This is a genomic window from Sporosarcina sp. E16_3, assembly GCF_017347125.1.
Lineage (GTDB): Bacteria > Bacillota > Bacilli > Bacillales_A > Planococcaceae > Sporosarcina.
The window spans coordinates 1-21,188 of sequence record NZ_JADPRX010000047.1; the positions used below are offsets into that span (position 1 = coordinate 1).

The following is a 21,188-nucleotide window of genomic DNA, read 5'->3' on the forward strand; positions in this document are numbered from 1 at the left end:
CAACCAACCGAAGTTAGTTTAGTTAGAAACGTTTTGCTCAAGTGCGTTAGCACTCTCGCTGTATTTCATTGATGTTTTGCTGTTCAGTTTTCAAGGTTCATTTGTAATGGAATCAACTTGCATTCCTGTGTGTGTTGCGCGTCCCTCACTGGCGACATACATAAGATTACTACGTCTTGAAACATAAGTCAACACTTTATAACAAACTTTCATAAAAATATTGCGAAAGCGCATAGCGTAGCGATTCCTGGTATCCCCAATATCGCAAGTAATAGTCCAGACGTAATGTTTACGGGCACATAGATACCCACAAAGCCTCCTGCAACATTCATTGCAAAAAGAACAAGGAACGCAAATGCCAACCGAAACCAATAGACCGATAAACGCTCCAAAGCATTATGGATTTGTTTCTTATCCACAACAACTAATAGAAGGAGAACCAATATAACCACAACTATACCGATAACTTTCACGGGAAACACTCCTTTTCAACGAATGGTCCATTCTATGCGGTCCCGTGAAAATATATCAATCCTTTCCTAACTGTCGAACTTTTGCCTCTTTGTATAAATAAAAGTGTTTGCACTCAGCTATTTTCCGCATAACAATCACTTCTTGGTCATAATCATTAAGATATCTCTCGATACCCCTTGCTCGTTCCCACTCTTCTTTCGTTTCTACCATTAATGAATGAAGGCGTTCATCAAACTCTTTTTTCAACTTACTCTTTCGCCTAAACACCGAAGCGGACCCCCTATAACTCCCGACGACCTTCCAGCGCCTTCGATAATGTAACTTCATCCGCGTATTCGAGATCACCGCCGACGGGCAGTCCATGCGCGATTCTAGTTGTTTTGATCCCTGAAGGTCTCACAAGCCTCGATATATACATCGCAGTCGCTTCTCCTTCTATTGTAGGGTTCGTTGCCAGAATTAATTCCTCAACCTCTTCGTTCTGTAGTCGAACTAGCAAGGATGGAACATTAATGTCTTCAGGACCAACCCCATCCATTGGAGAGATAGCGCCGTGAAGGACATGATAAAGTCCCTTGAAGTCCCTCATCTTCTCTAGGGCAATAACGTCTTTCGGGTCTTGAACAACGCAAATTATCGAACTATCGCGCTGTGTATCCTGACAAATGTGGCAGGGATCGATATCTGTAATATGTCCACAAATCGAGCAAAAACGTAGATTCCGTTTAGCGTCAACAAGAGCTTTTGCAAAATCCAACACAGTATCTTCCTTCATACTTAAGACAAAAAACGCCAGACGACCCGCTGTTTTCGGGCCGATACCTGGCAATTTCATAAAACTATCCATCAGTTTTGATATTGGTTCAGGGTAATGCATGTATGTGCCTCCTAGAACATTCCCGGCAGGTTCAATCCTTTTGTAAATTGACCCATCGTCGAGTTCGTTAGTTCTTCCGCCTTAGCCATAGCATCATTAGTAGCAATGACAATAAGGTCTTGTAACATTTCAATATCTTCTGGATCCACTACGGACGGATCAACGATCACTTCGACAACCTGCTTATCTCCAGATACAATGACTTTCACCATACCGCCGCCTGCTGCACCCTCTAGACGTTTTTCTCCAAGCTCTTCCTGTGCTACAGCCATTTGTTTTTGCATCTTCTGCATTTGTTTCATCATGCCTTGCATATTTCCCATACCCTTCATGTTTGTTTCCTCCTCTAATTTTTAATCGTCATGGACTTCTATGAAATCTTTACCGAAAATCTTTTCCGCCTCAGTTACGATCGGATCCGCATTTTCCTGTTCTGCTTCCTTTACGAAAGAAAGCATTTCTTCACCAGGTGCCCCTTCATCGGAACCTTCCGCCTCTTGTTGTTTGGCAAGTCCGTTTTTCCGAATGAAGTCGCCCCTTACACTCAACCAACCTTCTTCAGGCACATACACGACTTCGTATGCTTTTCCGGTTCGTGAACGTAAGGCATCTGACAGGCTCGACCGAAGTGACGGATTTTCAGACGCCATGAGGCAATGGATTTCATATTTGAATTTTAACACAAAAGCATTCTCAGATGCTGCGACCGGTTCTGTCTCTTCAAGAAGTGCAGCATGTGACCTTTGCATTGTCTGCATCATGCCCGCCCATTCTTCCCGAATCGTCTTGATGTCTTGTTTTGTCGCAGACTTCAATACTTCATTGATTTTACCCGTCGGAACTTTAAAACCTTGCGATGATTTTGATGCGTTTTTCCGTGGTTGAGCGGATTGATCTGCAGCCGTTTGCTTATTCATCCCACCACTAGACATCTGTTGCTGCAATTCCATGATTGTGCGCTCAAGATCTGCTACCTTCTGCGTAAGCCCTGGGTCAACGGCATGATTGCTGCCACCGACCTGCACAGGGCTATCGAGATGAATCATTTTCAAAAAGGCAGACTCGATATAGACTTTCGCATGATTGGAGAACCGCATTTCCTGTTGCGTTTTTGCTAGTATATCGATGAACAAGTACAACGTATCCATTTCAAACCGTTGTGCCATTTCCACAAACCGATCATCGCCTGGTATAAGTTCGAGTAAATCTTTTAAACCGGGTGCTGTTCGCAGAAGAAGAAGATCCCGGAAAAACGTGATTAAATCTTCTGCCAGCCTGGAAACATCTTTCCCCTCCGCAATAAGTCGGTCAAGCAATGTCAGCACCATGCCAGCATCTTTACCAAGTAACGCTTCCGCCAACTGATGGAAAATATCTTCACCAATTGATCCAGTTACAAGAAGTGCATCTTCAATTGTTATCTTGTCTCCACTGAACGATACAACTTGGTCGAGCATACTGAGTGCATCACGCATTCCTCCAGAAGCCGCCTGCGCAATTACTTTCAAAGCACTTTCATCAGATTCAATACCCGTATCCGCAAGTACTGTCTTCATTCGATTCGTAATATCAGCCGGTGTTATCGGTTTAAAATCGAAACGCTGACATCTAGAAATAATCGTCAATGGCAGTTTATGTGGTTCCGTGGTTGCTAAGATAAACACGACATGCGATGGCGGTTCTTCAAGTGTTTTCAAAAGCGCGTTGAATGCCGAATTTGATAACATATGTACCTCATCGATAATATATACTTTAAATCGAGCATTCGACGGGGCAAACCGCACCTTTTCAATAATGTCTCGCATTTCCTCAACACGCGAATTCGAAGCCGCATCAAATTCGATGACATCCGTATTTGATCCTTCAGTGATGCTGACACAAGTCAGACATTCATTACACGGTTCTTTTGCCGGGCCATTTTCGCAGTTTAACGCTTTCGCAAAAACTTTCGCGGCACTTGTCTTCCCTGTACCTCTTGGACCCGAGAAAAGATAAGCATGTGTCGTCTTATTATGAAGGAGGGCGTTCTGAAGTGTCTGTTTCACATGTTGCTGCCCGGACATCTCTGCAAATGACTGAGGCCGATATACGCGGTAAAAAGCTTGATACACCAACAGTTTCCTCTCCTTTTGACGCAATGCGCTAATGTTTCTATTATAGCACAAACGCATATACGAATCCTTTATTTGATCAATAAGAAAAGCGAATGGCGCCGTCCAACTACCACAGTAAAACAACCTATGATTCGAGGGGATGGCGCCCGTAGTCTAGACAACAAAAAACTCGTCCGCAGAAACGGACGAGTCGAATTGTGAATTTAATGCCGTGCACCTTCCTCTGACAGCCGCACATAAGCGTTACTCCTGTCGCCAGCTCGGTCTAGGCGACCCCGCGGCACATGAGAAATTCCACTTAATGCTGCTTCCTTCCGGACCTGACATGGTTCATAGGTTCCCATTGCGCGGGACCCAAACGTCAACACTGCGTGCAAGAGGCAGACCCTACAATACGGACAGCCTCGGGAAGGGATTCAGTCTTGCTAGAGCGGATTGCAAGTTACAGGACACCGCTATCTCCCCACCTAGCACGGCATTTACAAGTATACTCAATCTACTAGGTTAAATCAAATAATATCATATGAACAAAAAACTTTTTATAAAACTGTTGACACTTCATTTCAAACATGATAAATTATTAGTTGTTGACACGGAGGTATACCCAAGCTCGGCTGAAGGGATCGGTCTTGAAAACCGACAGGGGAGTCAAATCCCGCGGGGGTTCGAATCCCTCTACCTCCTCCATTTTTTCAACTAAACGTATATGCCTGAACTCAAATTCGTTAGTAGATAACGAATTTTTATTTTGCCTATTATAGTAATTAAACCTTAAGAAGCGGAGCCATTTAACTGGTCCGCTTCTTTTTTATTCTGTCTAGGCTCCAGGCGCCAGACGCTCGGCTCATAAGCAATCCAGCTATGTGGCAAAGAACGCCACGTCGCTGGATCGACTTATGCCTGTCGCGTCTAGAAGGCGCCTTCCGCTTTTCTTAATTTAATTAATCACTGCACCCGCAATAGATGGTTTGACAGCAATACAATCATAGTACGGGAACGCAACTGCCAATCGCTTTGCCAGTTCGCTCTCATTGCCTTGTTTTACAACCACGAATAAAGAAGGACCCGCACCACTGATTGTCATGCCATACGCATCGTACTCATGGCAAATTTCACGGATTCGGTCGAACTCGGGAAATAGCTTCTTACGGTATGGCTCATGAAAGACATCCTTTTCCATCATACGCCCCGCCATTTCCCAATCATCCCGAGCAATCGCTGCCGAAAGCACATTCCCTGCTGCACTGCTACGCGTTGCTTCTGCATGTGAGAGTTGACCCGGTAGAAGTCCCCTAGATGCTTCCGTCAGCAATGCCTCAGGCGGAACAAGTATCACGGCTCCCATTTTTGGTTCCTGAATATGGACGACATCCATTTCCACGCCATCAAAATAAGAAATTGTCGCTCCCCCAAGAAGCGCAGCGGAAATATTATCCGCGTGCCCTTCGTATTTACTGCCTAAAAACACTCTTTCCTTTGCAGAAAGGTCCAATTGAAGAAGCTGGTTCGCAATTTCAATTCCTGCTGCAATTGCTGTTGCACTGCTTCCAAGTCCTTTACCTAGCGGAATATCCGACTGAATGATAAGCCGTGATACAGGTGCAATACGCCCTTGTCGCTCAGCTATATCAGTAATAGTTTTCACAATTAAATTATCTTCTCCGGTCGGTAAACCTTCAAAACCATCATCTTTATACGTAACTCCCCAAACTTCCGAAGGTGAAACATCCACCGTCATATAAAGGTTAAGTGCAAGTCCGATACTATCGAAGCCTGGCCCAAGATTTGCCGTCGATGCAGGTACGACAACGGAAAAACTGGATTCTACCATTACTTTGTCCCCGCCTTTAACCCACTAAGAAACGCATCAAATTGTTCCCGTGACATCATTGGTTTGTCTTTATTTACTTCAATCGCTGTATCAGGATCTTTTAAACCATTACCCGTCAATACTGCAACTACAGTTGAACCTTTTTTCAACAAGCCGCTCTCCACTTGTTTTTTAACGCCTGCGATTGATGCGCACGAGCCAGGTTCAGCAAAGATGCCTTCAGAAGAAGCGATTAAACTGTAAGCTTCTAAAATTTCTTCATCTGTTACAGCAAGAATTGTTCCATTTGATTCAGCTAGGGCATTGTTGGCCAGTTCCCAACTTGCGGGATTACCGATTCGAATCGCTGTTGCAACTGTTTCAGGATTTTCGAATACGCGGTTATAAACAATTGGTGCAGCTCCGTCGGCTTGTACGCCAAGCAGAACCGGTAACGCAGTACCCTTCTTATCGGCATATTCCTTGAACCCTTTCCAAGCCGCAGAAATATTACCCGCATTCCCAACCGGGAGTGCAAAAACATCCGGTACTTGTCCAAGTTGCTCAATCGTTTCAAATGCAATTGTCTTTTGACCTTCAAGGCGGTATGGGTTAACCGAGTTCACAAGCGCAACGTCGCCCTCGCCCGCTGCACGAACCATAGCCAACGCTTCGTCAAAGTTGCCTTCGATTTCTACAATTTCCGCACCATACATTTTTGCCTGTGCTAATTTACCAAGTGCGATTCGGCCTTCCGGAATAACAACAATTGTCCGCATTCCAGCACGAGCGCCATATGCTGCCGCCGCTGCAGACGTATTACCCGTTGATGCACAAATAAGAACCTTTTTTCCTTCTTCTTTCGCTTTTGCGACCGCCATTACCATGCCCCGGTCTTTAAATGAACCTGTCGGATTCGTTCCTTCAGTTTTCACATAAAGGTTAATTCCCCACTGTTCGGATAAATTTGTCATGTGAATTAGAGGGGTATTCCCTTCCTGCAACGTTAATGCCGGTGTATTTTCTGTCACCGGTAACCATTCTTTATATTCCTCAATCAATCCATTCCATCTTTTCATCATTCTTCCCCCTCTACCCGATAATGGCTTAGTACGCCAATTACCTCTGGTGTCTCGTTCAATTCATTCACTATATCTAAATGCTGTTGTCGCGAAATTTCGTGCGTGATGAAAATCAAGTCTGCATCAGCTGCCTTTTTATCGGAATGCTGAACAACCGTTGCCAGACTTGCACCGTGCTTGCTATAAATAGACGTTAATTTCGTCAGGACACCTACTTCGTCTCTCACACGAATACGGTGGAAATAACGCGCGAACTTGTTGCTATCACTTTTCACTTTCCGTTCATACTGCGGGGCGTGTAACCTTTTGCCGTTAACACCTAGTAATAAATTACGGCACGCCGCAATAATATCTCCCGTTACAGATGTGGCAGTCGGTAGAGATCCGGCACCCGGTCCATAGAACATTGTTTCTCCAACTGCATCTCCATAAATATACACTGCATTGAACTCATTGTTCACTGATGCCAAAGGATGCGAATTTGGGAAAAATACAGGTTCTACAGCCACTTCGATACCATCTTCGTTCTTCTTAGCTGACCCCGCCAACTTCACCGTATAACCAAACTGCTCGGCCAGTTCTAGATCGCCTTGCTGAATTTCCTTCATCCCTCTTACAAACACGTCGCCCAAACGGACTTCCGTAGAGAAAGACAACGAAGCCAAAATAACCATTTTGCGCGCCGCATCAATGCCGTCAACATCAGCTGATGGATCTGCTTCTGCAAACCCGAGTGCTGTCGCTTCTGCCAACGCATCTTCATAGGACATCTTTTCATGTTTCATTTTCGTTAGGATGAAGTTTGTCGTCCCGTTCACAATACCCGTCAATGCACGGATCCGGTCAGAAGCAAGTCCATCTTCAAGTGTGCGAATTAACGGAATCCCGCCGCCAACACTCGCTTCGTAAAACAAATCACACTTGTTTTCATCCGCTAGCTTCAATAACCCAGGCCCGAATTCTGCCATAACATCCTTATTTGCCGTTACGACACCTTTTCCAGCACGCAGAGAGCGTTCAATTGCCTCTCTCGCATCGTAGGTCCCGCCCATCACTTCTACTATTAAGTCGATAGAAGAGTCTTCAAGCACTTCATATAAGTTATCCGTGAACGTTTCTAAAGGAAGCGTTGTTTCCCGGTCTTTATGTACGTTTTTCACTAGAACCTTTTTAATTTTGACAGGAACACCGAGCTTATGATGCAGGTCTTCTTGATGATCCTGCAAGATTTTAGCCACTCCGCTACCGACAACCCCAAATCCTAATAACCCAATGTTAATTTCATTTTTCATTGACGATTCTCCTAACTATATGTACACTATGAAAAAACAATTGTTCTTCGCATAAAGACATTATAGTGAAATATTCGGATAATAACAACCCTATTTGTGATAAAATCGTAGAATTGATAGATTACCCCCATTAAAAAATAGATTGGATTTGATGACTGTGAAAGTTTGTAAATTTGGCGGCACTTCGGTCGCATCCGCCGATCAAATAAAAAAAGTTGCGCAAATCGTAAAAGCTGATCCTAGTCGTAAAATTATTGTTGTATCGGCACCCGGCAAACGGTTTGGCTCGGACGAAAAAGTAACAGATCTACTCATCCAGCTTGCTGAAAAAGCCCTTAAAGGAGACGACACAGAAATAGTACTGAAGGAAGTCGTGGCTCGCTATCAACAAATCGCTGCTGGGCTCGGTCTTTCAATGGAAATCGTATCCGTTATCAAAAACGATTTGCAGGAACGCCTTGTTAACAATAAAAACGACGCCAGTCTTTTTATTGATTGCTTGAAAGCATCTGGGGAAGACAACAACGCGAAGTTAATCGCCGCCTACTTCACACATATTGGAATGGATGCACACTATATGTGTCCAAAAGATGCTGGGTTGCTTGTCAATGAACGACCTGAACGGGTGCGCGCACTCCCAGAAGGCGATGATCGGCTCGCACAGTTACGCGATAAACCTGGCATTATCGTTTTTCCAGGCTTTTTTGGCTACACAACAGACGGAACACTGCGGACATTCAACAGAGGCGGATCGGACATCACAGGATCCCTACTTGCGGCAGCGACAGAAGCTGAGCTGTATGAAAACTTTACAGACGTCGATTCCGTCTTTGCGGCCAACCCGAATGTCGTCGACAATCCGGTCGGCATTGATAAAATGACTTACCGTGAAATGCGGGAACTTGCCTATGCCGGATTCTCTGTCTTCCACGACGAAGCACTCATGCCTGCATTCCGTCGTTCTGTTCCCGTATGCATTAAAAACACCAATAATCCTGATGCTCCGGGAACACTTATCGTCAATGAACGAAATTACTTTGCACAGCCGGTCATTGGTATTGCCGCTGATAGCGGATTTTCCACACTGTTTGTCGATAAGTATTTAATGAACCAGGAAATCGGTTTCGGAAGAAAGTTATTGCAAATCTTAGAGGAAGAAGAAGTTTCATTCGAACACACGCCTTCCGGTATCGATAATTTGTCCGTCATTATCAGAAGTAAATTCCTTAATGCGGATAAAGAAGCACGGATTGTACGCCGGGTGAAAGAGGAATTGAATGCGGATCATGTCCATATGCATTCCAATTACTCCATGATCGTTCTTGTAGGGGAAGGAATGCGTCATTCCACTGGACTTGCTGCGCGTGCCGCCTCTGCTATCGCACGCACAGGTGCCAGTATCCAGATGATTAACCAAGGTTCATCAGAAGTGAGTCTTGTCTTCGGCGTTCATAAAGCCGATGAAAATAAAATCTTGAAGGAGTTATACGCTGAGTTTTTTCTGAAGTCTGCGGTCCTCTCTAACTAATAAATGGCACACCATCTCATTGGATGGTGTGCCATTTGTCTTAACATAGTGGCATAAACATACCTGGAAATTGCTTAACAATGCCACCCGCTATCATATCCGACATTTCTAATGCTTCCGCTTCGATTTTATCGAACACTGCAATATCAGCCTTATAGTTTTTCTGAAGCATATAAACCGCTTCCTGTTTAGTTAAAGCCAAATGCGTGTAAAACATTTTTCTTATTTCTTCTTTGTTTATATAGGGGTTGATGCTACTTAAAAATTCAGCGATTTCGTCTGCATTCCTATACCATTGTTTCTCCGTTTCCGCCGCCTTCTTCGCATCCCCTTTTGCAGCTGCCGTTACTAATTCAGCAGCTAATACTAAATGTTCCTTAATCAGTGTGGCGTATCTATCCGCTATTTTATCGCCATAAAAAGGCCGTAAGCAATTTCCCAAATCCGTCGCATTTCTTAAAAGACGTTCTTGGACAACCGGTAAATCTGGCAAGTTGAATACGATGCCCATAATCGTCATCCTCGTCCAGTTAACATGCTCCATCCAGAGAAGCCGGTTCATACTCATAAAATCGACTTCCGCCTTACTTATGCAACATCTTCCATATAAATCAGTTTGGTTATTCAAGATATACCTGACTGGCGCTGTATATTGTGAATATGGCCTCTGGTAGCTAGTGTTATTAACCGGCCGAATAGGATAAGAGGGTAATCCATTTGAATACGGGTTCACTTCACAATCACTCCTTTAATCTTGATGCAATCTGCCTGCATTAGATACCAGCACACTACATCGTATTCGAATTAGGTAAGATTCGTGAAATAAAAAATGCAGCCCATGTCAATGGCTGCAATCTCGTAGTTCAGTTTATTTTTTCAAAAGTGATGTCTGCTTGAGGGAATGCCCAATTTTCTCGACAATTGATTCCACTTCTTCAGGTTTATTAATAAGATCATAGTCATTAATATCAAGACGCAATACTGGGCATGCATTGAATGAATTAATCCAATTCTCATAACGTCCGTACATCTCTTCCCAGTAAGTAATCGGCGTATCCTGTTCCATCACACGACCGCGCTCTTTGACACGCGAAATAATCCCGTCTAATGGCCCTTCCAAGTAAACAAGCAAATCTGGATGGGGGAAATATGGTGTCATGACCATGGCTTCAAACAAATTAGTATACGTATCATAATCAACGGGATTCATCGTCCCTTTTTCCATATGCATTTTCGCAAAAATACCTGTATCTTCATAAATCGAACGGTCTTGGATAAAACCTCCGCCGTATTCAAAAATCCGTTTCTGCTCTTTAAAGCGCTCTGCTAGGAAATAAATCTGTAAATGGAAGCTCCATTTCTCAAAGTCCTTGTAAAAAAGATCGAGATATGGATTCTGCTCAACATTTTCAAATGATGTCCTGAAGTGGAGTGCATCTGCAAGCCCCTGTGTCATCGTTGACTTGCCGACACCCACTGTCCCTGCAATTGTAATGACTGCATTTTGTGGGATACCGTATTTTTCACGTAAGTTCATTCAATGTAACTCCTTTTCGTATCGTCGCATCGACAGTATCTAAAATGAATTGCAGATCCTTTTCATTGTTTACAAAATCAAGATCATCTCCGTTGAACCGAAGAACAGGGATTTCAGGATGTGCCGATTCAAAATATGTAATGAACGTCTCGTAATCTTCCGCAAGCTGCTGTAAATAAGCAGGATCCATGTTTTTCTCAAATTCACGCCCTCGCTGTGAAATGCGCTTCATAAGCGTGTCTAGGCTCGCATGTAGGTAGACAATTATATTGGGAACGGGCATGTCTTTCGTCAAAATTTTATAGATTTCCTCGTACTTCACATATTCTGTTGGATCTAATGTACGTTTTGCAAAGATGAGATTCTTAAAAATATGGTAATCAGCTACAACCGGTTTTTGTTTAATTAGTATCTCGGTTTTCGTATCACTAAGCTGTTTATATCGATTACACAGAAAAAACATTTCTGTTTGGAAGCTCCATTCCTCGATGTTGTCATAAAATTTATTTAGAAATGGATTTTCATCCACGATTTCTTTTAGTTGATGGAATTGCTGTGTGTCCGCGATTGCCTTGGAAAGTGACGTTTTTCCAACCCCAATCGGACCTTCGACCGCTATGAACGGAACAGACATCAGAAATCCTCCTTCACGTCGTATTTATATAATGCTCTTCATTTTATCACACGGTTGAAATGAAAAACAGCACCCAGCCATTGTTTCACAGTCATCAACATTTAGGCTTTTTCCACGTGGAACAATTTGAAAAACAAAAGTTGCTATTTAGATGCTACACTATCACCAAGGAGTGATTACTTTGGATACCTTTAATAAAGACCGACACTATATGCAGATGGCAATTGATGAAGCGATGAAAGCACAGGCTCTTGGCGAAGTACCAATAGGTGCAATCATCGTTCATGACGATAAAGTAATTGCACGGGCACATAATTTGCGAGAAACCACCCAAAACGCAGTCACTCATGCGGAATTATCCGCAATTCAAGATGCATGTCAAGAAATCGGTAGCTGGCGCCTTGAAGATACAACTTTATACGTGACACTCGAGCCATGCCCAATGTGCGCAGGTGCTATTTTACAATCTCGAATTCCCCGTGTTGTCTACGGTGCGCGTGATCCAAAAGGTGGTTGCGTCGATTCACTTTATCGCTTGTTAAACGATCCTCGATTTAATCATGAATGTGATGTAGTTGAAGGTGTGTCGGCGGATGAATGTGGGGAGATGCTGACGGCATTTTTCAGGGCTATTCGTGAACGGAAAAAGAAAATGAAAAAAGAAATCGTGCAGGACGTCGAATGACACCTTGCACGATTTTTGTTTTTTAAAGGGTAATAACTTCTTTTCCACCCATATACGGACGAAGAACCTCAGGAATAACGACAGAACCATCTTCCTGCTGATAATTTTCAAGAATTGCTGCCACAGTACGGCCAATTGCTAGCCCACTACCGTTCAATGTGTGAACATATTCCGGTTTTGCACCTGCTTCACGGCGGAAGCGAATATTTGCACGACGTGCTTGAAAGTCTTCAAAGTTTGAACAAGAAGAGATTTCACGGTACAAGTTTTGTGTTGGAATCCACACTTCTAGATCGTACTTCTTCGCTGCAGTGAAGCCAAGGTCCGCAGTACACATCTTAAGAGCACGGTAAGGAAGTTTTAATAACTGCAACACTTTTTCAGCGTGTCCTGTTAGTTTTTCAAGTTCGTCATAAGAATCTTCCGGCTTCACAAAACGAACCAACTCAACTTTGTTGAACTGATGCTGACGGATTAGACCACGTGTATCACGGCCGGCAGATCCCGCCTCTGAACGGAAGTTCGTGCTATACGCCGCAAATGCAACTGGTAATTGTGCAACATTCAAGATTTCATCGCGGTGGAAGTTCGTTACAGGCACTTCAGATGTTGGAATTAGGAAGTAATCCTCTTCATTGACTAAAAATGCATCTTCCTCGAACTTCGGTAGCTGTCCTGTACCCGTTAAGCTAGTACGATTCACCAAATACGGCGGCAACATTTCTTCGTAACCGTGTTCCTCGATATGAAGATCAAGCATGAAGTTAATCAATGCGCGCTCAAGGCGAGCCCCAAGTCCGCGGTAAAAGACAAAACGACTTCCTGTCACTTTTGCAGCACGTTCGAAATCAAGAAGATTTAAATCAGTACCCACTTCCCAGTGCGGCTTTGGTTCAAATCCGAATTCAGGCTTATCTCCCCACACACGTATTTCGACATTGTCGTCTTCGCTATCGCCGACGGGAACGCTGTCATGCGGTATATTAGGGATGCGCATCATGATATAGTTCAATTCTTCTTCAACTGTATTCAGTTCTTCATCGAGTTTTTTGATATCGTCTCCGACTTGGCGCGTACGTGCAATAACATCATCCGCATTTTCTTTGTTGCGCTTCATTTCAGCGACCTTTTGAGATACTTCATTGCGTTCCGCTTTTAAGGTTTCAACTTTTGCAATCAGTTCTCTACGTTTATCATCAAGAACTTGGAATTTATCAAGCTGAGAAATATCCTCCCCGCGTTTAGAAAGCTTCTCTTTCACTTCATCAAAATTTGCACGGACTTTTTTAATATCTAGCATGAATAATTCCTCCTTAATTTTTAGACGATAATGGAAAGTGGACAATAAAGAAAAGCGTAAGCGCCTGGTCAAGGGGCACTTATGACCCCGAGCCCCTTGGCGCTGAAGCTGGACAACAAAAAAAGCCCTCGATTCCCTATAAAAGGGACGAGAACTACCCGCGTTGCCACCCAAATTGACTGAACAACTAAGTCCAATCCACTCCATTGAAATAACGGCTCAACTGCCGGCTCAGGCCTACTAAACGGTTCAGCCCAGCTACTCAGGGACGGATTCACAAGTGTTTTTATCGGCTCGCACCACCCGCCGACTCTCTTAAAAAAAACGCGCTTGTTACTGCTTCCCATCATCGTCTCATGTTTGAAATTACCCTTACTTTACTACAAGGTTGTTTTTTTGGCAAGTCGAACAAAGAAAAAATGTATCCGCTTTCTTAGATTATCCCTTAAGGATATGTGCAACTTGTTCAAAATAATTTCTTTCATGTGGAACAAAGTCGATGAGACCAATTTCCGCCAATGTCCCATCAAAAATATTGACGCATTTAACTATCTTTATTTCATTACTAAAAAGATCTATCAGTGCTTTTCGCTCCACAACATGGACACTTTCTACTTCCTCTCGTTGCAATGTAAAATTCCTAGCGGTGAATGTTGAATCATACAAAAAGATATTCGAAAACTCACAGTCAGTAAACTGGGGCAATTTGATACTGTCCTGCACGACACCTTTCGAATGTAGCTTCGTTAGGTCAACTTCTATCCCTAATTCCTCTTCCACCTCACGTATGCCATCTGCCACAGTCTCAGTCGAGAGAATATGTCCGGCTGCGGTAATGTCAAACAACCCAGGGAAGTCTTTTTTCACGGCGCTTCGTTTTTGAATATAGACAAACTGATTATCGACTAACCAGCAGTGAAATGTTTCATGCCACAGTCCCTCGCGGTGGACTTTGTCTCTATTCTCATCCCTCAAATAGGTATAGTTTTCATCAAAAACTTTTAGTTGTTCCATTCTAATCACCTCTATTATTAAGTATACAAAAAAGCGAGAGATTTCTCCCCCGCTTTTTCTTAATTAATTACCAACCACGCACTGACATAAGCTCTTCTTCTCGAAGGGTACCGATTTCTAACCCCTTCATCGGTTCGCCGATGTCTTTAGACAGTTCGCCAATCAGTTTATAGTCTTTGAAGTTTTCTGTTGCCTTAACAATTGCACGTGCAAATTTCTCAGGATTTTCAGATTTGAAGATACCTGAACCTACAAATACGCCGTCTGCTCCAAGTTCCATCATAAGTGCAGCATCTGCAGGCGTTGCCACGCCGCCCGCTGCATAGTTTGTTACAGGGAGACGTCCGTGTTTTTTGATGGCAAGGAGGATTTCATAAGGTGCGCCAAGATTACGCGCTTCCGTCATGACTTCGTCGTCATTCATATGAACGAGTCTGCTCACTTGAGCATTTACCATACGAAGGTGACGCACCGCTTCAACAATATTACCCGTTCCCGGTTCGCCTTTTGTTCGAAGCATTTTAGCGCCTTCGCCAAGACGGCGTGCTGCTTCTCCAAGATCACGCGCTCCACAAACGAATGGCACACTGTATATACTCTTCAGCAAGTGGAATTCTTCATCCGCCGGAGTAAGTACTTCACTTTCATCAATGTAATCAACACCAAGTGCCTCAAGTACGCGAGCTTCAGAAATATGGCCGATACGCGCTTTCGCCATAACTGGAATTGACACAGCACCTTGTACGTCTGTGATGATGCGTGGATCCGCCATGCGTGCAACCCCGCCAGCTTTCCTTATATCAGAAGGAACACGCTCAAGTGCCATTACCGCAATTGCACCTGCCGCCTCCGCTATTTTTGCTTGCTCTGCATTAATGACGTCCATAATGACGCCGCCGTATTTAAAATTCATATACCCTTCCCCCTTTTCTTATTGTCTAGAGTCCAGCGCCTAGAGGTTCGGAGGCCCACAGGATGTGGGTCACGCAGACATTGCCGCAGGACGCGGCGAACTTTGGCTGTGATCATTGATTGCCGTATAGCCAGCCCATCTTATGTCTGCCGCCTCTGAACAGGCGCTTCCTTCTTTTCTTATTGTTCAGTATAATAGAGTATGACCTTATTGAAATACTCAGTTCCGAACAAATTGAAGGGGTCAGGTGGAGTGATTGCTGTGGAGATGCTATTAATCAAATTGGAGAAAAGTACAGATACTCCGTTATATGAACAAATGTACAACCAAATACGACGGGATATTACGGATGGCAAATTGCCAGTTGGCATGAAACTTCCTTCGAAACGAAAACTCGGTGACTTTCTTGATGTGAGCCAGACGACGGTTGAACTTGCATATGCACAGCTTGCAGCGGAAGGGTATATTTCATCGAAACCTCGAAAAGGTTTTTACGTGCAGGCGATTGAAGAACTAGCTTACGCCCAACCAATGCAGCTTTCCCTGAAAAAGTCGGCTGAAAAAGTTGAAGATATAACCTTCGACTTCTCGCCAGGTAAAATCGATACGGAGTCATTCCCTTTTACGCAATGGAGAAAGTACGCAAAAGACGTTATGGATGAGTCTTCCAAGGACCTTCTACTTCTCGGACATCCCCATGGTGATTGGGAACTTCGTCAAGAAATTGCGCGCTATTTATATCACTCTCGCGGCGTTGACTGTACGCCCGAGCAGGTTATCATTGGTTCTGGTACAGAACAACTTATGCCGCTAGTTATCAGGATTCTCGGGACTGAAGCAACATATGCAATCGAGGACCCTGGCTACCCACTTACTCATCATGTTTTTTTCCACAACAACCGGGAAGCAATTCCGATTGTTGTCGATGAAGAAGGAATGGATGTAAGGTCTCTACAACACTCAGGCGCGACAGTTGCCTATGTGACTCCCTCTCATCAATTCCCTACCGGCATCGTCCTCTCAGCGGCGCGCAGGACTGCTTTGTTGAACTGGGCATCATCAGGTGACGAACACTTTATCATCGAAGACGATTATGACAGTGAGTTTCGATACATTGGAAGGCCAATCCCCTCCTTGCAGGGTATGGATAAAGGCGGTAACGTCATTTATTTAAGCACATTTTCAAAATCTTTGATGCCCTCGCTACGGATTGCTTATATGGTGCTCCCCCCAATGTTGCTAAACCGTTATGAAAAAGCATTCATTCATTATTCAGCAACTGTACCGCGACTTGACCAGCATATCCTTGCCCGTTTCATGGCTGATGGACACTTTTCGCGCCATTTGAACAGGATGCGAAAAATATATAAACGAAAACTTCAAGTTCTCACAGAGGCTCTGTCATCCTACGCTCCAGATGTTTCATTTTCCGGCGATGAGGCGGGCATGCATATTATCCTTACCGTTCATACTGAGACAAATGAAAAATCCCTGGCAGTAGCGGCAAAGAGTGCAAATATCCGCGTATACGGTTTAAATGGCTACAGAACAACTCCCAAGGAAGGTGAGCCATCCTTTCTTCTAGGCTTCGGTGGCCTTTCTACACAAGCCATTAAACAGGCCATCGAGGATCTTATGTATGCATGGTCCATTAAAAAAGGCGAAGAATCCATTTAAGGATTCTTCGCCTTTATGTTTTGAAAGATAAGAAACTTTTTCACCTGAAGCAATATCTAGACTCCAGCGCTTTTCTTATTTAAACAAACCTTTTACAAAACCTGTTGCACCATTCCAAACGCTAGCAAAGAATTCACCGATTGCGCTCATTGTAAGCGAGAACCAGCCAGCCTTCTCAACTGCATCCTTCGTAACAACATCGGCTCCCGGATTATCGGAATCGATGAAGCCATAATCCGTTCCTTCTTTTTTCACAAGATTCACATGACCGACAACTGTACCTTTTTTAATAGGTGCTTGAAGTGCATTGTCCTTCATTTTTGACGCATCAATCACAAGTTCAGGTACATAGAGATCTTTTTCACTCGTTTTCACCATCATACGGATCGGTTCCTTTACCTCTACAGCAACAGTTTTCGCCTTCCCTTTGACAACGTCGAGTGTTTTAGAATCTTTAAACTGATAACCTGCCGGGACAAATTCCACTTCTGAGAATTGACCGAAACCATAGTCGAACAAAGCGCGCGTCGCATCGAATCGTGCTTTGTACGACCCTACACCTTTCGCATCAACCGCTTTCATAACAACAGCAATGACCCGTTTACCATCGCGTGTCGCCGTCCCAGTGAAGTTATGCCCTGCAAAGTCAGTCGTACCTGTTTTTAGACCATCAACGCCTTCATATTCATAAACAAACCCTGGAAGCATAAAATTCCAGTTGTCCATTTTGATAGCGTCAGACGTACCTTCGCGGAATATTTTTGTGTTAATTTTCGTCGTTTCCAAAACTTCCGGATAATCATGTAACAAATGGTAGGCAAGTCTTGCTACTGACTTGGCGGGCATAACGTTCTCGTCTTCGGCGCCTGTCCCTTGTGGATGCATGCCTTGAAGGTCGCTATTATTCAAACCCGTCGAATTGACGAATTTATAATCTATTAATCCAAGCTCTTCCGCTTTCGCATTCATAAGCTTCAAAAATTCAGTTTCTGTTCCCGCAATGGTTTCAGCAACAGCTATCGTTGCACCGTTTGCAGAATAAATTGCTACTGCTTCATACAACTCACGAATCGTATACGTACCATCTCTCCGCAACGGAACATTACTGAGCCGACGGTCTTGTGAAACGGCATATGTATAATCGTTCACTTTATATTCCTGATCCCAGCTTATTTTACCTTCTTCGATTGCTTCGAAAAGAATATATTCCGTCATCATTTTCGTCATACTTGCAATGCCTAGTGGCTTATCTGCATCTTCTTCATATAATATTTTTCCACTTTCTGCGTCAATTAAAATCGCACCATCGACATGGAGTCCTAGTGCTGAGTCGGCGTAAACTGGAACCGTCCCGAGTGTCATTATTAGTAGCAGCGGCATTAACAAAAATGCCACCCATCTTCTCATTTCTCGCTTCACCATAATACCTCCATCATTGCTATTTCCCTAAGTCATTTTATCATATTTCCGCTACTCTTTGGGAACTAAACCAAAAAAGCACCTTTCCGCTCATATGTAGACGCAGGAAAGGCGCTGATGTTCCTTCATTCCGACCAAAAACTCAAGAAACATTAATTCTTCAGTCCAAATCTTTTATCAAAGCGAATAGTTCGGAGCTTCTTTTGTAATTTGTACTTGGTGTGGATGACTTTCACGTAATCCTGCACCCGTCATACGGATGAATTGTGCTTTTTCACGCAGATCATTCAGATCTTTTGTACCACAATAGCCCATTCCAGCACGAACACCGCCGATTAACTGATGAATCGTATCAGACAAGGGACCTTTATAAGGCATACGTCCTTCAATTCCCTCAGGTACAAGTTTTTTTGCATCGTCTTGGAAGTAACGATCTTTAGAACCACGCTCCATTGCCGCAATCGATCCCATACCACGATAGACTTTAAAACGGCGTCCTTGGAAAATTTCAGTTTCCCCTGGACTTTCCGTCGTTCCTGCAAGAAGACTTCCAAGCATGACAACATGTCCACCAGCAGCAAGTGCTTTGACAATGTCACCAGAATATTTAATACCGCCATCTGCAATAATCGTCTTACCTAACTTACGCGCTTCTGAAGCACATTCGTAGATAGCTGTGATTTGTGGAACACCTACACCTGCAACGACACGCGTTGTACAGATTGAACCAGGGCCAATTCCAACTTTGACAACATCCGCACCCGCTTCAAAGAGCGCACGTGTACCTTCTGCAGTCGCTATATTACCCGCGATAATTTCAAGTTCTGGGAACCGCTGTCTGATTTGAGCAACCACATCTAGAACACCTTTAGAATGCCCGTGTGCCGTGTCAATAACGATAACGTCGACTTCAGCTTTCACAAGCTTCTCTACACGTACCATCGTGTCAGTCGTAACACCAACCGCAGCACCGACAAGCAGTCGACCTTGTTTATCTTTCGCCGCATTTGGGAACTCAATTACTTTTTCAATATCCTTGATTGTAATCAAACCTTTGAGGATTCCGTTGTCATCGACAATTGGAAGCTTCTCGATTTTATACTTTTGCAAGATTTTCTCTGCATCTTCCAAGGTTGTGCCTACAGGCGCAGTCACAAGGTTTTCTTTTGTCATAACATCATCGATAACAAGTGAGTAATCTTGGATGAAACGAAGATCACGGTTCGTCAGGATACCGACAAGTTTCAATTCTTCATTATTATTCACAATTGGAACACCAGAAATGCGGTATTTACTCATCAAATGCTCAGCGTCGAAAACCTGATGCTCAGGTGACAGGAAGAATGGGTTAGTAATTACACCATTTTCAGAGCGTTTTACCGTGACAACTTGTTCAGCCTGCTCTTCAATGCTCATGTTTTTATGAATGATACCAAGTCCACCTTGACGTGCCATGGAAATTGCCATCTTCGACTCAGTAACTGTATCCATTCCTGCACTGATAACCGGAATGTTTAATTTTATCTTACTTGTCAAATTGACAGAGAGCGACACATCTTTAGGTAATACTTCAGAAGGTCCCGGTACAAGCAAGACATCATCGAAAGTAAGCCCTTCACGCGTAAATTTTGATTCCCACATTTCAATATACCCCCTATTAGTTTCAATTGAATATTATTAAAAGGTTATCAGCGGGCACAATAGCTGTCAAGTCAGTGATAACAAGTAAAAGTATTCCTATTATTCACTGAATGACTTGACTTATTGCATTCTTCATTTTAATCGGTGACGTTTGAGGCGCAAACCGCTCTACGACATTCCCTTTTCGGTCAATTAAAAACTTAGTAAAGTTCCACTTCACGCTCTTTGTAAGCACCCCTTTCTGCTGGGAAATCAGATACGTGAATAGCGGTTCCGTATTATCGCCCTTCACATCCACTTTTGCGAACATCGGAAAGTTTACACCAAAATTGATTTCACAAAACTCTAGCGTCTTTTCAATGTCATCGAATTCTTGATCCTTAAAGTTGTCCGATGGAAAGCCAAGTACAACTAGGCCTTGCTCTTTATATTCATCATATAATTCCTGTAATTCTTTAAATTGGCTGGTAAAGCCACATTTACTTGCAGTATTTACGATAATCAAAGGCATACCTTTATAGTCTTCCATGGATTGAATATCACCATTTGTTTTTTTGACTGAGAATTCATAGATTGTGCCCATAGAATTAGCTCCTTTAACTTTAGTTGTATACAAACAATAGGCTGTTTCAAAGATAATTACAAGGAGTGCTGTCCGAATGCTATCGATAACTTGATGGATATTCGAGACTAATTGTATAAACGGGGATATGGACTCTATCAAACCGTAGACCACTCATATAAACAAATGGGGTAATTTCAGATAGGTATTTTGAATAAAAAATGACATTTATGCTCCGTACTTCTAACTCCAACCCTATTGCCCCACTAACTTCTTCAACAACTATCCGTGAAAATAAACACAAAAAAAGCCATTACCTATAAGCCAATGACCTTTCAATGAGACAAGCAGCGTCCTACTCTCGCAGGGGGAACCCCCCAACTATCATCGGCGTGCGAGCTTAACTTCCGTGTTCGGGCTACGAAACGCGATGTGCAGCGGATTTCTTTGTCAGCTTCAGTCTTCCGGTTCTCACGTATTCCATACGCTCCGATCTTCCTACCTTCACTTCCTCGAACTCCACCGCACCTCCCCTTTCTCGCATTCCAATGTATACGACCTTATTATCCTTCGGATAAAGTTAATCTTCAATCATAGTGGGGGTCTTACTACCCGTTGATCCGAGATAA

20 protein-coding genes, 1 tRNA gene, 1 other RNA gene and 1 other annotated feature are annotated in these 21,188 nt (G+C 43.5%); of the genes, 4 read left to right on the plus strand and 18 right to left on the minus strand.

Going from position 1 to position 21,188, the window contains the following annotated elements:
• Positions 1-209: 209 nt before the first annotated feature.
• From I2483_RS18020 to ffs, 6 genes are all read right to left on the minus strand, one after another.
• Complete coding sequence (locus I2483_RS18020) at positions 210-473, minus strand: pro-sigmaK processing inhibitor BofA family protein (protein ID WP_186673715.1); 264 nt, start codon at positions 471-473, stop codon at positions 210-212.
• A gap of 55 nt (positions 474-528) precedes the next feature.
• Entirely contained in the window at positions 529-741 is a 213-nt protein-coding gene (locus tag I2483_RS18025) for a YaaL family protein (RefSeq protein WP_346267750.1), read from the minus strand.
• Between the two features lie 13 nt (positions 742-754).
• On the minus strand, positions 755-1,351 hold the full coding sequence (recR, locus tag I2483_RS18030) for a recombination mediator RecR (protein ID WP_186673713.1): 597 nt from the start codon (positions 1,349-1,351) through the stop codon (positions 755-757).
• 11 nt (positions 1,352-1,362) lie between these two features.
• The gene (locus I2483_RS18035) at positions 1,363-1,683 is read right to left on the minus strand and encodes a YbaB/EbfC family nucleoid-associated protein (protein WP_186673712.1); all 321 of its coding nucleotides are present in this window, start codon (positions 1,681-1,683) and stop codon (positions 1,363-1,365) included.
• A 21-nt stretch (positions 1,684-1,704) separates the two neighbouring features.
• Positions 1,705-3,465 (minus strand): DNA polymerase III subunit gamma/tau, encoded by a 1,761-nt coding sequence (gene dnaX, locus I2483_RS18040; RefSeq protein ID WP_207278484.1) that lies wholly within the window; start codon positions 3,463-3,465, stop codon positions 1,705-1,707.
• Positions 3,466-3,674: 209 nt separating this feature from the next.
• Positions 3,675-3,941: signal recognition particle sRNA large type (ffs, locus tag I2483_RS18045), an RNA gene on the minus strand.
• Between the two features lie 118 nt (positions 3,942-4,059).
• Here ffs and I2483_RS18050 point away from each other — a divergent pair.
• Positions 4,060-4,152 (plus strand) — tRNA-Ser (locus I2483_RS18050).
• Positions 4,153-4,402: 250 nt separating this feature from the next.
• Here I2483_RS18050 and thrB read toward each other — a convergent pair.
• The 3 genes from thrB to I2483_RS18065 are packed head-to-tail and all read right to left on the minus strand — an operon-like array spanning position 4,403 to position 7,649.
• Positions 4,403-5,296, minus strand: coding sequence for a homoserine kinase (thrB, locus tag I2483_RS18055; RefSeq protein ID WP_207278485.1), 894 nt, complete (start codon positions 5,294-5,296; stop codon positions 4,403-4,405).
• Positions 5,296-6,354, minus strand: coding sequence for a threonine synthase (gene thrC / locus I2483_RS18060; RefSeq protein WP_207278486.1), 1,059 nt, complete (start codon positions 6,352-6,354; stop codon positions 5,296-5,298). Before thrC ends, thrB begins: the two co-directional genes overlap by 1 nt.
• On the minus strand, positions 6,354-7,649 hold the full coding sequence (locus I2483_RS18065; RefSeq protein ID WP_207278487.1) for a homoserine dehydrogenase: 1,296 nt from the start codon (positions 7,647-7,649) through the stop codon (positions 6,354-6,356). The genes thrC and I2483_RS18065 overlap by 1 nt, the downstream gene beginning before the upstream one ends.
• A gap of 157 nt (positions 7,650-7,806) precedes the next feature.
• On the opposite strand from I2483_RS18065, the gene I2483_RS18070 reads away from it, so the two are divergent.
• Positions 7,807-9,177 carry an aspartate kinase gene (locus tag I2483_RS18070; protein WP_207278488.1) on the plus strand — a complete coding sequence of 457 codons (1,371 nt, stop codon included), beginning with the start codon at positions 7,807-7,809 and terminating at the stop codon, positions 9,175-9,177.
• Positions 9,178-9,217: 40 nt separating this feature from the next.
• On the opposite strand, the gene I2483_RS18075 is transcribed toward I2483_RS18070, so the two are convergent.
• From I2483_RS18075 to I2483_RS18085, 3 genes are all read right to left on the minus strand, one after another.
• Positions 9,218-9,874 (minus strand): hypothetical protein, encoded by a 657-nt coding sequence (locus I2483_RS18075; protein ID WP_207278496.1) that lies wholly within the window; start codon positions 9,872-9,874, stop codon positions 9,218-9,220.
• Between the two features lie 171 nt (positions 9,875-10,045).
• A complete protein-coding gene (locus I2483_RS18080; protein ID WP_207278489.1) occupies positions 10,046-10,714 on the minus strand; it encodes a deoxynucleoside kinase in 669 nt (222 codons plus the stop codon).
• On the minus strand, positions 10,701-11,348 hold the full coding sequence (locus I2483_RS18085; RefSeq protein ID WP_207278490.1) for a deoxynucleoside kinase: 648 nt from the start codon (positions 11,346-11,348) through the stop codon (positions 10,701-10,703). The genes I2483_RS18080 and I2483_RS18085 overlap by 14 nt, the downstream gene beginning before the upstream one ends.
• Positions 11,349-11,529: 181 nt before the next feature.
• Here I2483_RS18085 and tadA point away from each other — a divergent pair, with 181 nt between their 5' ends.
• Complete coding sequence (tadA, locus tag I2483_RS18090; RefSeq protein WP_207278491.1) at positions 11,530-12,033, plus strand: tRNA adenosine(34) deaminase TadA; 504 nt, start codon at positions 11,530-11,532, stop codon at positions 12,031-12,033.
• Positions 12,034-12,055: 22 nt separating this feature from the next.
• On the opposite strand, the gene serS is transcribed toward tadA, so the two are convergent.
• The 3 genes from serS to pdxS form a co-directional block, all read right to left on the minus strand.
• Positions 12,056-13,333, minus strand: a complete 1,278-nt coding sequence (gene serS / locus I2483_RS18095; protein WP_207278492.1) for a serine--tRNA ligase — start codon at positions 13,331-13,333, stop codon at positions 12,056-12,058.
• A gap of 140 nt (positions 13,334-13,473) precedes the next feature.
• Positions 13,474-13,692: a binding site (T-box leader), on the minus strand.
• A gap of 79 nt (positions 13,693-13,771) precedes the next feature.
• Positions 13,772-14,347, minus strand: coding sequence for an NUDIX hydrolase (locus I2483_RS18100; protein ID WP_207278493.1), 576 nt, complete (start codon positions 14,345-14,347; stop codon positions 13,772-13,774).
• 67 nt (positions 14,348-14,414) lie between these two features.
• Positions 14,415-15,260 carry a pyridoxal 5'-phosphate synthase lyase subunit PdxS gene (pdxS, locus tag I2483_RS18105; RefSeq protein ID WP_186673696.1) on the minus strand — a complete coding sequence of 282 codons (846 nt, stop codon included), beginning with the start codon at positions 15,258-15,260 and terminating at the stop codon, positions 14,415-14,417.
• 261 nt (positions 15,261-15,521) lie between these two features.
• On the opposite strand from pdxS, the gene pdxR reads away from it, so the two are divergent.
• Positions 15,522-16,937, plus strand: a complete 1,416-nt coding sequence (pdxR, locus tag I2483_RS18110; protein WP_207278497.1) for a MocR-like pyridoxine biosynthesis transcription factor PdxR — start codon at positions 15,522-15,524, stop codon at positions 16,935-16,937.
• Positions 16,938-17,012: 75 nt separating this feature from the next.
• Here pdxR and I2483_RS18115 read toward each other — a convergent pair whose 3' ends face one another.
• The 3 genes from I2483_RS18115 to I2483_RS18125 form a co-directional block, all read right to left on the minus strand.
• Entirely contained in the window at positions 17,013-18,359 is a 1,347-nt protein-coding gene (locus tag I2483_RS18115; protein ID WP_207278494.1) for a serine hydrolase, read from the minus strand.
• Between the two features lie 174 nt (positions 18,360-18,533).
• The gene (gene guaB / locus I2483_RS18120) at positions 18,534-19,997 is read right to left on the minus strand and encodes an IMP dehydrogenase (RefSeq protein ID WP_186673691.1); all 1,464 of its coding nucleotides are present in this window, start codon (positions 19,995-19,997) and stop codon (positions 18,534-18,536) included.
• A 103-nt stretch (positions 19,998-20,100) separates the two neighbouring features.
• Complete coding sequence (locus I2483_RS18125) at positions 20,101-20,580, minus strand: glutathione peroxidase (RefSeq protein ID WP_207278495.1); 480 nt, start codon at positions 20,578-20,580, stop codon at positions 20,101-20,103.
• Between the last annotated feature and the right edge of the window lie 608 nt (positions 20,581-21,188).

Coding starts and splice junctions, on each gene's coding strand:
- I2483_RS18085 (WP_207278490.1), bottom strand. CDS start 11,348: ATGTCTGTTCCGTTCATAGCGGTCGAAGGTCCGATTGGGGTTGGAAAA.
- serS (WP_207278492.1), bottom strand. CDS start 13,333: ATGCTAGATATTAAAAAAGTCCGTGCAAATTTTGATGAAGTGAAAGAG.
- I2483_RS18125 (WP_207278495.1), bottom strand. CDS start 20,580: ATGGGCACAATCTATGAATTCTCAGTCAAAAAAACAAATGGTGATATT.
- I2483_RS18115 (WP_207278494.1), bottom strand. CDS start 18,359: ATGGTGAAGCGAGAAATGAGAAGATGGGTGGCATTTTTGTTAATGCCG.
- I2483_RS18065 (WP_207278487.1), bottom strand. CDS start 7,649: ATGAAAAATGAAATTAACATTGGGTTATTAGGATTTGGGGTTGTCGGT.
- guaB (WP_186673691.1), bottom strand. CDS start 19,997: ATGTGGGAATCAAAATTTACGCGTGAAGGGCTTACTTTCGATGATGTC.
- thrB (WP_207278485.1), bottom strand. CDS start 5,296: ATGGTAGAATCCAGTTTTTCCGTTGTCGTACCTGCATCGACGGCAAAT.
- pdxS (WP_186673696.1), bottom strand. CDS start 15,260: ATGAATTTTAAATACGGCGGCGTCATTATGGACGTCATTAATGCAGAG.
- recR (WP_186673713.1), bottom strand. CDS start 1,351: ATGCATTACCCTGAACCAATATCAAAACTGATGGATAGTTTTATGAAA.
- I2483_RS18080 (WP_207278489.1), bottom strand. CDS start 10,714: ATGAACTTACGTGAAAAATACGGTATCCCACAAAATGCAGTCATTACA.
- I2483_RS18035 (WP_186673712.1), bottom strand. CDS start 1,683: ATGAAGGGTATGGGAAATATGCAAGGCATGATGAAACAAATGCAGAAG.
- I2483_RS18100 (WP_207278493.1), bottom strand. CDS start 14,347: ATGGAACAACTAAAAGTTTTTGATGAAAACTATACCTATTTGAGGGAT.
- thrC (WP_207278486.1), bottom strand. CDS start 6,354: ATGAAAAGATGGAATGGATTGATTGAGGAATATAAAGAATGGTTACCG.